Source organism: Alistipes onderdonkii (assembly GCF_025145285.1).
Taxonomy (GTDB): Bacteria; Bacteroidota; Bacteroidia; order Bacteroidales; family Rikenellaceae; genus Alistipes; species Alistipes onderdonkii.
Window position 1 is genome coordinate 2,934,506 of sequence record NZ_CP102251.1, and the last position, 12,038, is coordinate 2,946,543.

Consider the following 12,038-nt stretch of genomic DNA (forward strand, 5'->3'; position numbering starts at 1 on the left):
GTGTTTCGCACGGTTCCGCCTGCGATTTTCCGCTTTGCAGGCCGCTGCCTTTTCATTGCGGGCAGTCTGGTTTATCGTGCGTAGATGCGGGCCGCATAGCCTCCGCCCGGGGCCATCCGGATCTTCAGCCTGCGATCCTGCGGCAGCTCCGATACGGTCTTCCTGAAGTCGCGGGCTGCCCGGTCGGCGTTGATGCCGTCGGCGAAACTCTCGATGTCGTAGTTGCCGTTGCCGATGAACGACATATCCAGCTCCAGTTCGCGGGGTGTCCAGTCGGTCATGGCGCCGATGTACCACGTGTCGCCCGAGCGGCGGGCGATGGCGATATATTCGCCCACCGAACCCGTGAGGGCCATCGTTTCATCCCATACGGTCGGGACTGAGGCCATGAAAGCGAAGCACTCGGGTTCCTTCATGTAGTTCGACGGCGAATCGCAGAGCATCGTGATCGGCGACTCGAAGACCACGTACTCGGCCAGCTGGCGGCAGCGGGTGCCCTGGCTCATGGGTTCGCTGTGCACCGGGCGGTAGTTGCCGCGCGAGGCATTGCGCATGGCTCCCTGCGTATAGTCCATCGGCCCGGCGACCATGCGGATGAACGGCATCGTGACGTCGTATTTCACCATGTCGGTCGATTCGGCCGACCATTTCAGCTGTTCGAGGCCGAACACGCCCTCGTAATTGAGAACGTTGGGCCATGTGCGGTTGAGCCCCGTGGGCTTGAATACGCCGTGGAAATCGAGCAGCATCTTATGTTCGGCGCAGACTTCGGCGGCGCGGTGCAGGAAATCGACCATCCGTTGGTCGTCACGATCCATGAAATCGACCTTGAAACCCTTGACGCCCATGTCGGCGTAATGTTTCACGACGCGTTCCATGTCGCGCTCGAAGGCGTAGTAGCCCGCCCAAAGGATGATGCCCACATTGCGCTCGCGGCCGTATTCGACCAGTTCTTCCAGGTCGATCTCCGGCACTACCTGCATCAGGTCTGCCTGTTTGTTCACGGCCCATCCCTCGTCGAGGATCACGTATTCGATCCCGTGCTGCGAGGCGAACCAGATATAATACTTATAGGTTTCGTTGTTGATGCCCGCCTTGAAATCGACGTCGTAGAGGTTCGAGGCGTTCCACCACTCCCAGGCCACTTTGCCGGGTTTGATCCACGAGGTGTCGGCGATCTTCGAGGCCGGGGCGAGGCGGTAGACCAGGTCGTTGTCGAGCAGCTGGCTGTCGTCCTTCGATACGGCCATTACGCGCCACGGGAACGACCGGGTGCCTTCGGTCGCGGCGATATAGGGTTCGCGCTCCGTGACCAGCATCTGCAACTGGTTGTGGCCGCCCTGTTCCTCTTTTTTGGGATAGGGGGCGAACACGCCCTTCAGCACGGGGGCCTCCGTCGAGTTGTTGAGGAAGAGGCCCGGATAACCCTGCAGGTCGGCCTCGGTGATGACCATCTTGCGGCCGCCGGGAAGTTCCACCAGCACGGGCAGGAAGATCAGTTTGCGGGGGTCGAGCTGCGTCAGCGGGAGACGGGTGTAGGTGTTCTCGAACGAATTGCGGAACTGCCCTTCGAAATCGAGCAGCCGCTTGTGTCCGACATAGGGGGCGTACGCTGTATAATCGCCCGGGAAGGTATAGGCGACCTGCTCGTTCTCGACCAGGATGCCGTCCTTTTTCCGGGTCGTGAAACGGTAGGCCAGCCCGTCGTCGTAAAGGCGGACTACCAGCCCGTAATCGCCGCGCATCGTAAGCTCGAGTTCGTTGTAGTGGTCGCGGACGCTGCTCTTCTTGTAGAACGGCGAGGCGATCCGTGCGTCGGCCGTGTTTTTCCTGGCCCTGGTGACTTTGGGGTTGCTGCCCAGCACTTCGCCGCCGCCGAGCGTCATCGAGACGGGCGACGGGGCGAGCAGCGTTTCGCCGTCGGCCGAGAGTGAGATCCGGAGGTCGGAGCCGGCGGCGACGGTGGCCTGCAGCGTGCCGTCGGGCGAGGTGAGCGTGTAGTTTTTCTGTGCCATGAGCGGCAGCGCGCACAGGGTGCATGCGAATAGGAATAGCGGTTTTAAGGACATAAATTCAGTTTGAACGGTTAATTTGCCCCGAAGATAGTAAATCCTCCGCAAAAAACGGCCGATATGCCTGAATTTTGATCTCCGTGCGCAATGCCCGGGGCGGGACACCTGTTTGCGGGACGGTGCTAACGCCTTTTCGGGGCAACCTGGCTGCGGTATTCCGACGGGGTGAGGCCTTTGAGCTGGCGGAACGTGCGCGAGACGTTCTTGATGTCGGAGAAACCCAGCTCGGCGGCCGCCTCGGATACGCTCAGCCCTTCGCACAGCAGCTGCATCATCTTTTCGATGCGTGTCTGGATGATGTAATCGTAGATCGAGGTGCCCATGCCCTTCTTGAAGCGGGTTTCGAGCAGGCGGCGCGACAGGGGCACCAGTTTCACCAGGTCGTCCACCGTGATCTTCTGGCTGATATTCTCATGGATGTAGCGCAATACTTCGGCGATGTGCGGGTCGTTGTTGGCATAGATGTCCGTCGATTGCCGGGTGATGATGTTGAGCGGCATCACCATGACGTCTTCCCATTCCGCTTCGGGGTTGCGGATCAGCCGGTCGATCAGCCGTGCCACGTCGTAGCCGCCCTGCTCGACGCCCTGGCTGAGCGACGAAAGGTTCGGGGCGGAGAGCTTGCAGATCGTCTCGTCGTTGTCTACCCCCAGGATGGCTATGTCGTTGGGGATGCGCGAATTTCCCCCCCCCTCGATCTGGAGGCACGCTTCGGTGATATGGTACGCCTGGTTGTCGTCACAGGCCATGATAGCCACCGGTTTGGGCAGCGATTGCAGCCACGTGATGAGCTGCGCCGTGTCGTAGTACCACAGGTCGTTCTGGGCTCCGCTGCGCAGCGAAGAGAAGGTGAAATCGGGGTTCGCCTGCTCGATGGTCTCGCGGAAACCCTGGCAGCGTTCGTCCGAGAAGTCGATGCCCCGCGTCCCGTAGAAGGCGAAGTTGCGGAACCCCTTTTTCAGGAAATACTCCGCGGCCATGCGGCCGGCAAGGTGGTGCGGCCCGGTGATGTTGGGGATCGTCGTGAAACGCTTCTTGAAATCCTGCGCGATGGCGATGATGCCGTTTTCGCGGAACAGACCGACGTTGTCCGTGTTGTAGAACTGCCCGATCACGGCGTCGGCCTTCATCCGCACGGCCCATTCGACCACCGCCTCTATGCCGAACTTGTCGCGTATCGACAACGGCAGCCGGCAAAGGCTCCACGCCTGCGCCGTGTCGTGCGCATAGCGGGCCATGCCGAGCAGCAGTTCGCGGGCATAGGCTTCGGAAAAATCGGTCAGGAAAATTACGCGTGCCATGGTCTGGTTGGGTCTCTTCGAGGGTAAAGATAGCTTTTTTTCGGGAATTTTCTGCCCCAGGACGGAATTTCGGGCGAAAAGGCACTCCTGCCGGGGTTTCGGCGCCGGATAGGAAGGTTCTGCGCGATGTGAGGATGTAAAAGCGCAAATAGCCACGGACGGGACGCTTCTCTTCTCTTATATTTGTATAACCTAAACTGCGACCGGTTCCGATGCTGCGCAGATACGGCTGCCGGGGTTTGCAATACCGCCCCGGAATCCTTATCTTTGATGGAACGCTTTACGGACGGGGCGCATACACCGAAACTGCCATGACCAAAAAACTTACCTTCGCCTTGCTGGCCCTCGGGCTCCTTGCGTGCGCGCCGCGGCCGGCCGGCCCGGTCGATTATGTAGACCCGTTCATCGGCACGGGCTACCACGGGCATACCTACCCGGGCGCAACGACGCCGTTCGGCATGGTGCAGCTCAGCCCCGACACGCGTGCCGGGGACTGGGACGCCTGCGCCGGATACCATTACGACGATACGACCATCGACGGTTTTTCGCATACGCACCTCAGCGGTACGGGGTGTGCCGACCTGGCCGACATCCTGTTCCATCCCACCACGCGCGAAATCGTGTTGCACGACGGCGCCTGCGTCCTGCAGCCCTATTTCTTTTCGCACGGGGACGAGAAGGCCTCCTGCGGCTATTATGCCGTGGAGTTACCCGGTGAAAATATCCGGGTGGAGCTTACGGCGGCGCCCCGTACGGGCGTGCACCGCTATACCTTTACGGGCAAGGGGCCGCGGCAGGTGGTCGTCGACCTGATGTACACGATCGCCGAGGAGCGGGTCGACATGCGCGAATTGCGGACGACGGCGCCCGATGAGATCGCCGGGATGCGCCGCACGCAGGGGTGGGTGCCCGACCAGTATGTCTTTTTCTCCGCCCGTTTTTCGGAGCCTTTCGCCGACGTGCGGCTGCTGGGCGACAAACAGACCGTGCTGACCTTTGCGCCGGAGACCGAAACGCTTACGATAGCCGTCGGGTTGTCGTCGGTCAGCGCTGAGAATGCCCGTCTCAACAGCGTCGCCGAGGTGCCGGAGCTGGATTTCGATGCCGTGCATGCGCGTGCCGCCGCGCTGTGGCGCGAAGCGCTGGGCGACATCGTCGTCGAGGGCGGTTCGCGCGACGAAATGGTCAATTTCTATACGGCGCAGTACCATACCAAGCTGACGCCCAATCTGATGAGCGATGTCAACGGCGAGTACCGTCGTCACGACCAGCGCATCGCGCGTATGCCGCAGGGCGGTGCCTACTATTCGACATTCTCGCTGTGGGACACTTTCCGCGCGTGGAACCCGTTGCAGACGCTGGTGGATACGACGTTAGTCAACGACATGATCCGCAGTATGCTCGACATGTACGACATAACGGGCGAGCTTCCGATCTGGCCGCTCGCGTCGGGCGAGACGGGGACGATGATCGGCTACCATGCCGCGTCGGTCATTGCCGACGCCTACCTGAAAGGTATCCGCGGATACGATGCCGAAAAGGCGCTCGATGCGATGATCCGCTCGTCGAACATCAATAAGAAAGGTTCCGATTACTATGTGGCACAGGGGTTTATACCTTCCAATATCAAGCGCGAGTCGGTCTCCTGCACGCTGGAATATGCCTACGACGACTGGGCGATCTCCCGCATGGCCGGGGCCATGGGCCGGGACGACGTCGCCCGGGAGTATGCGCAGCGGGCGCTCAACTACGCCAATGTCTTCGACGGGTCGACCTGTTTCTTCCGCGGCCGCGGGACGGACGGCAACTGGTCTGAGCCGTTCGAAGAGTTCGCCACGGGGCGCGACTATACCGAGGCCACGCCGTGGCACTACCGTTTCTTCGTGCCGCACGACGTGAACGGGCTCGCCGGGCTTTTCGGCAGCCGCGAGGCATTCGTCCGTGAACTGGATCGGCTCTTTACGCTCGAATCGGACGAGATGCAGCTCGACGTAAGCGACGTGACGGGGCTCATGGGGCAGTATGCCCACGGCAACGAACCCAGCCACCACATGGCCTACCTCTACAATTATGTCGGGCAGCCGTGGCGGACACAGGAGCTCACGCGCAGCCTGCTGCACGGGATGTACGCCCCGACGCCTGCGGGGATCATCGGCAACGAGGACTGCGGCCAGATGTCGGCGTGGTACATCTTCTCCAGCCTGGGCTTCTATCCCGTCTGCCCCGGCTCGAACCAGTTTGCGCTGACCGCCCCCCAATTCCCGAAGGCCGTCGTGCGCCTGGCCAATGGCCGCACGCTGACCGTTACGGCAAACAACCCCCGCCGCAATACCTATATCGCTTCGGTGACGCTCGACGGAGTGCCCGTGACCGAAAATTTCATCACCTACGAACAACTGATGCAGGGGGGAGAACTGCACTTTACGCTCCGGCAGCGTCCTGACTTCACGCGCGGTACGGAGGCTGCCGCGGAACCCTATTCGCTCACGCGCGGCCAGGTCGTTTCGATCCCCTATACCACGCAGAACGTGAGCCTCTTCACCGAGCCTGTGGCCGTCGCCCTGGCCACGACGACGGCCGGGGCCGAAATCCGCTATACGCTCGACGGCTCGGAGCCGGACGAAACCTCGGCGCTCTATGCCGGGCCCGTCGTTGTCGACCGCTCGCTGACGCTCAAGGCGCGGGGATTCAAACCCGGGGCCGCACCGAGCCGTACGCTGACGCTCCAAGCCGAGAAGGCCGTATTCCGCAAAGGGCTGTCCGGAGCGGGCGCGGCCATGCGTCCGGGCGTCGCCTATGCCTGTTACGAAGGCGTGTTCTCGCATGTGGACGAGATTCGCCGGGGGAAGCTCGTGGCGTCCGGGACAATGCCCGAGCCGTCGATTGCCGATGCCCCGCAGGAAGACCATTTCGGATATATTTTCAACGGCTGGATCCGCATTCCCGAACGGGGCGTGTGGGAGTTCATGACCAAGAGCGACGACGGCAGCGTGCTCGTGATCGGCGACCGGAAGGTGGTCGACAACGACGGGTCGCACGCTTCGGTCATGGCGACCGGGCGCGTGGCGCTCGAAGCGGGTCTGCATCCCTATACGCTCATGTATTTCGAGGATTACGAGGGGCAGGATCTCTCCTGGGGCTGGAGGGCGCCCGGAGCGGCTCTCTTCGAGCAGATCCCCGCGGAGCGTCTGTGCGTCGAATTTCCCAATTGTCCCGGTGATTAAACTATAAAGTTATGAAACGATTGTTCTATCTTCTGGCGGCAGCGGCGTTCACTGCCTGCGGTTCGGCCACGACGCTCAGCGTCATGACCTTCAACATGCGTTACGACAACCCCGAAGACGGGGCGGACAACTGGCGTTTCCGCCGCGGGCGGGTCGCCGAGGTGATCGCTTCGCACGGCGTCGACGTTTTCGGTACGCAGGAGCTGCTTGCCAACCAGCTCGGCGACCTGAAGCGTTTGCTGCCCGGCTATGCTGCGGTGGGCGTCGGCCGTGAGGACGGTGCCGAGGCGGGCGAGTTCAGTGCCGTATTTTACCGGCGGGATCGTTTTACGCCCCTCGAATCCGGGACTTTTTGGCTGAGCGAAACCCCCGACGTCGCAGGCTCGAAAGGGTGGGACGGCGCCTGCGAGCGCGTGGCAACCTGGGTCGTATTGCATGACAGGGACGGGAGCAGGGAGTTCCTCTTCGTCAACACCCACCTCGACCATGTAGGGCAGGTCGCCCGCGACGAAGGCGTGAACCTGCTCAGGGAGCGCATCGAAGCGCTGCGCGGGGATCGGCCTGTGATCCTGACGGGCGATTTCAATTCCGAGCCCGGCTCGTCGGTCGTGGCGCACGTGCAGAAAGACGGCGTGCTGCATGACGTGAAGCAGGTCGCCGCCCGTAAATCCGGCACGGAGTGGAGTTTTTCCGACTTCGGGCAGATACCCGAGGCCGAACGCCCGTTGCTCGACTACATCTTCGTGAGCGACGGCATCGCCGCCGACCTTTACGAGGTGCTGCCCGATACGCTCGGTGGCGGTTATGTCTCCGACCATGCCCCCGTGATGGCCATTGTCAAATTCGAAAAATAACATCCCGCAATGAAAAAGATACTCAAAAGCTGGCTGCTGTTCGCAGCACTGTGCACCTGCGCCACGGCTGTGGCCGAGCGCCCCATCCTGATCCATTCGCACAACGATTATTGCCGCCGTGCCCCTTTCTGGCAGGCGTACGCCCAGCAGGTCTATTCCATCGAGGCCGACGTGTTCCTGCACGGCGGCAAGCTGCTCGTGGGGCACGAGGTCGAAGACCTTTCGCCCGGGATGACCTTCGAGGCGCTCTACGTCGAACCGCTGGTGACGCTCTTCGGGCGTAACGGCGGGCGTGCATGGAAGGATTCCGGCGAACACCTTCAACTGATGGTCGAGCTCAAGTCTGCTACCGAACCGACTTTACAGGCCGTTGCGGCATTGCTGGGCCGCTATCCCGAGGTGTTCGACCCGGCGGTGAACCCCGAGGCCGTGCGGATCGTCGTCACGGGGCGTGTCCCGGCACCGGCCGATTTCGGCAAATATCCCTCCTATATCCGTTTCGACGGGGTGTGGGATGCCGACTATACGCCCGCGCAACTGGAGCGCATCGCCCTGATAAGCGCCGATTTCAGCAACTATTCGCAGTGGAACGGCAAGGGCTCGATCATCCCGGCCGAGCGTGCGGAACTGGAGACGGTCATCGACCGCGCACATGCCTGGGGAAAACCCGTGCGTTTCTGGGGCGCCCCCGAAGGGACGACGGTTTACTATACCTTTTATGATATGGGTATCGACTACCTCAATACCGACCATCCCGAGGTGTGCGCCGCGTTCTTCGATGATTTCGGCAACAAGAATTTCCAGATCGGCGAGCGCCGCACGGCCGCCGAAGGCGTGACGGGCACCAAGCGCCTGGACAAGACCACGCGCGATTTCCGGGGCTTCCAGAACGACAAGCTGCAACTCTCCAAGGGCATCGACGTCTACACCCCGACTTACCGCAACGACGGGGGCCGGGGACGGGTTCGCAACGTGATCTACCTGATCGGCGACGGCATGGGGCTGTCGCAGATCGTGGCGGCTTTCTATGCCAACAAGGGGCTGTCGACCCTGCAGATGAAATATATCGGCCTGCAACAGAACAATGCGCTGGATGCCTTCACGACCGACTCGGCTGCCGGCGGCAGCGCCCTGGCCACGGGCGAACGCCACGATAACCGCCATATCTCGATGAGCCCGGAGGGCGTGCCCTATCCCTCGCTGAGCGATTTCTTCCACGACAGGGGGCTGCCCGTGGGCGTCGTGACGCTGGGTAACATTGCCGATGCCACGCCGACGGCCTTCTACGGGCATTCGGTCGAGCGCGACAATGCCGACGAGCTGACCCGCTGCCTCATGGACGGGCGCATCGACCTGCTCTGCGGCAGCGGCATCCGTGAATTTACGCGCCGCAAGGACGGGATCGACCTGGTCGGGGAGCTGGAGAAACAATACGATTTCGTGCGTTCAGTCGATGGGATCGATGCCGCGAAGGGCAAGGTCATCTGCATCGACGAGGCGATGGACGATGCGGCCGAGGAGGCCAACCTGACACTGCTGGCCGATGCCACGCGCGCTTCGATCGCCAAATTGCAGGAACGCGGCGGCGAAGGGTTTTTCCTGATGGTCGAGGGCGCCAAGATCGACTATGCGGGGCACTCGCGCTGCCTGCCCGGTTCGGTCATCGAGACACTGAGCTTCGACCTGGCCGTTGCCGAGGCGCTGAAATTCGCCGACACGAACGGCGAGACGCTCGTCATCGTCACGGCCGACCATGAAACCGGCGGCCTGGTGGTGGTCGACGGCGACGAGCATACGGGGCGTGTGACGGGCGTCTATGTTTCCGACGACCATACGCCCGCCATGCTTCCGGTATTCGCCTACGGCCCGGGCGCCGACAAGTTCTGCGGCACCTACATGAATACCGAGATTGCACGCAGGATAAAATCACTGATAAAATAACCGCATACTATGACGCTACGCAAACAAATCGCGGCATTCGTGTCGCTGGTCTTCGCAGCGGGCACGGCAGGGGCGCAAGACCTCAAATCGGGGCCCTACAAGCTGCCCTACAAAAATACCTATGTAAAGGAGGTATTCGTGGCCGAGAACGAGTTCCGCACGGCCAAACCCGAACACATCAAACCCCGGACGTTCGCCGAGGCGCGCAAGATCCTGCCCTCGCCCGTGTGGGAAGGGCATGAAAAGGAGGTCGAGATGTACTGGCATGCCTGGCAGATCGCCGTGGGCAACATCCGCCAGCCGCAGGAGGGCTCCGGGTTCGTGTCGCCTTACCTCGATATTGCCTACAACGGCAATATCTTCATGTGGGACGCTTCGTTCATGATGATGTTCGCCCGCTACGGTTACCGCTTTTTCCCGTTCCAACGCACGCTGGACAACTTCTACGCCAAGCAGCATCCCGACGGGTTCATCTGCCGCGAGATCCGTGCCGACGGCTCCGACTGCTTCGAGCGCTACGATCCCACCTCGACGGGGCCCAACCTGCTGCCGTGGGTCGAACTGATGTATTACCGCCAGTTCGGCGACATCGACCGCCTGCACAAGGTTTTCCCCGCCCTGTGCGCCTATGCCAAGTGGTGGCGGCTCAACCGCACGTGGCCCGACGGCACCTACTGGTCGAGCGGATGGGGGACGGGCATGGACAACATGCCCCGCGTGAAGCCCGAATACAACCCGATCTTCTCGCACGGCCACATGGTCTGGCTCGATACCAACCTGCAGCAGATGCTGGTCGACGAGTCGCTGCTCAACATCGGTTTCCACATCGAACGCTGGCAGGAGATCGAGGACATGGAGGACGAGATGAAACGGCTGCGCGCCTATGTCAACGAGCACCTGTGGGACGACGCGACGGGTTTCCTCTACGACCGCTACGGCGACGGGTCGCTCTGCACGACCAAGGGGATCGGCGCCTTCTGGGCCCTGCAGGCCGACGCGCTGGACAAGGGGCGGATGGATCGCATGGTGGCGCACCTGGCGGACACGGCCGAATTCGACCGTCCGCACCGCGTGCCATCGCTCTCGGCCGACCACCCGAAATACAACCCGACGGGCCGTTACTGGCAGGGCGGCGTATGGCCGGGTGCCAATTACATGGTCATCGACGGCCTCTACCGCAAGGGCTACCATGACCTTGCGCTGGAGGTGGCCGAAAACCATTTCAACGCCGTATTCGAAGTGTGGAAGAATACCGGGACTTTCTGGGAGTACTATGCCCCGGAGAAGATCGAACCCGGGTTCATGGCCCGCAAGGACTTCGTGGGCTGGGCGGGGCTGCCGCCGATCGCGGTGTTCATCGAGTATATCCTCGGCATCAAATCCGACTATTCCGAGGGGCGTATCGTGTGGGACATCAACCATACCGAGGCCCACGGCATCGACCGCTATCCCTATGGCCCCGAGGGTGTCGTGGGGCTGAAGGTCAAAGGCCGCAATTCAGCCGGGGACGTGCCCGCGGTGAGCGTTACGACCAACGTGCCGTTCGACCTGACGGTGACGTGGGGCGACGGGCAGAGCCGCACCGTCCGCGTGGAGAAAAGCGGCAGTGTGAAACTAAACTAAGGAACCTAACCTACCTATGAAAAAGATAACGACTCTTATGTGTGCCGTCGCCTTGTGGTGTTCGGCACAGGCACAGGCGCCCGCCCTGCATTTCGGCCGGGACGGCAAATTCCGGATCGCACAGTTCACCGACGTGCATCTCGACCTCGGTACGCCTTACCGCCGGGCGCAGGCGGAAAAAACCATCGCTCAGATGCGCTACATCCTCGATGCGGAGCATCCCGACCTGGTGGTCTTCACGGGCGACGTGGTGACGGGCAAGCCCGCCGCCCAAGCGTGGCACCGCGTGTTGGAGCCCGTCGCGGAACGCAACCTGCCGTTTTGCGTGGTGCTGGGGAACCACGACGCCGAGCAGGATCTCACACGCGCGGAGATCGGCCGCATCGTCACCTCGTATGCCGGCACGCTCAATACGCTCGGCGCCGGGGGCGAACTGGCCGACGTGGTGCTGGAGATCGCCGGGACGAAGAAACCTGCGGCGTTGCTCTACTGCCTCGATTCGCACGATTATTCAACAATCCCGTCTATCGACGGCTACGGTTGGTTTACTCAGGAGCAGGTGGGCTGGTTCCGCGCCCGCAGCGCCGCCTATACCGCGGCCAACGGCGGGAAGCCGCTGCCGGCGCTGGCGTTTTTCCATATCGCCCTGCCCGAATACGTCGCTGCATGGCGGAACCCCGACAATACGCATGTCGGCCGTGCCGCCGAGGATGAATGCCCCGGGGCGCTGAACCCCGGCATGTTCGCCGCGATGGTCGAGTGCGGCGATGTGATGGGCACCTTCGTGGGACACGACCACGACATCGACTATGTGGTGGCCGAGAAGGGCATCGCTCTGGGTTACGGCCGTTTTTCGGGCGACGATACGACCTACAACAACCTGCGGCCGGGGGTGCGCATCCTTGTGCTGACCGAGGGCGAGCGAGGCTTCGAGACGTGGATACACGAGCGCGACGGCCGGATCGCAGACCATGTGGAATTCCGCGGCGGGAAAGTCGCGAAAGTCGGAAATAACAACTGATT

7 protein-coding genes are annotated in these 12,038 nt (G+C 62.0%); 5 read left to right on the forward strand and 2 right to left on the reverse strand.

Annotated elements, in window-relative coordinates; genetic code table 11:
* Nucleotides 1–71 precede the first annotated feature (71 nt).
* Nucleotides 72–2,069 (reverse strand): retaining alpha-galactosidase, encoded by a 1,998-nt coding sequence (locus tag NQ559_RS11905; RefSeq protein ID WP_018696837.1) that lies wholly within the window; start codon nt 2,067–2,069, stop codon nt 72–74.
* Between the two features lie 125 nt (nt 2,070–2,194).
* Nucleotides 2,195–3,373: a DNA-binding transcriptional regulator gene (locus tag NQ559_RS11910; protein ID WP_018696838.1), complete on the reverse strand. Its 1,179-nt coding sequence runs from the start codon at nt 3,371–3,373 to the stop codon at nt 2,195–2,197.
* 311 nt (nt 3,374–3,684) lie between these two features.
* Here NQ559_RS11910 and NQ559_RS11915 point away from each other — a divergent pair, with 311 nt between their 5' ends.
* The 5 genes from NQ559_RS11915 to NQ559_RS11935 are packed head-to-tail and all read left to right on the forward strand — an operon-like array spanning nt 3,685 to nt 12,036.
* A complete protein-coding gene (locus NQ559_RS11915) occupies nt 3,685–6,597 on the forward strand; it encodes a GH92 family glycosyl hydrolase (protein ID WP_018696840.1) in 2,913 nt (970 codons plus the stop codon).
* Nucleotides 6,598–6,608: 11 nt separating this feature from the next.
* Entirely contained in the window at nt 6,609–7,451 is an 843-nt protein-coding gene (locus NQ559_RS11920; RefSeq protein ID WP_026318556.1) for an endonuclease/exonuclease/phosphatase family protein, read from the forward strand.
* 9 nt (nt 7,452–7,460) lie between these two features.
* Complete coding sequence (locus NQ559_RS11925; protein ID WP_018696842.1) at nt 7,461–9,392, forward strand: alkaline phosphatase; 1,932 nt, start codon at nt 7,461–7,463, stop codon at nt 9,390–9,392.
* Nucleotides 9,393–9,401: 9 nt separating this feature from the next.
* Complete coding sequence (locus NQ559_RS11930) at nt 9,402–11,015, forward strand: MGH1-like glycoside hydrolase domain-containing protein (RefSeq protein ID WP_018696843.1); 1,614 nt, start codon at nt 9,402–9,404, stop codon at nt 11,013–11,015.
* Nucleotides 11,016–11,031: 16 nt separating this feature from the next.
* Nucleotides 11,032–12,036, forward strand: a complete 1,005-nt coding sequence (locus NQ559_RS11935; protein WP_026318557.1) for a metallophosphoesterase family protein — start codon at nt 11,032–11,034, stop codon at nt 12,034–12,036.
* Nucleotides 12,037–12,038 lie beyond the last annotated feature (2 nt).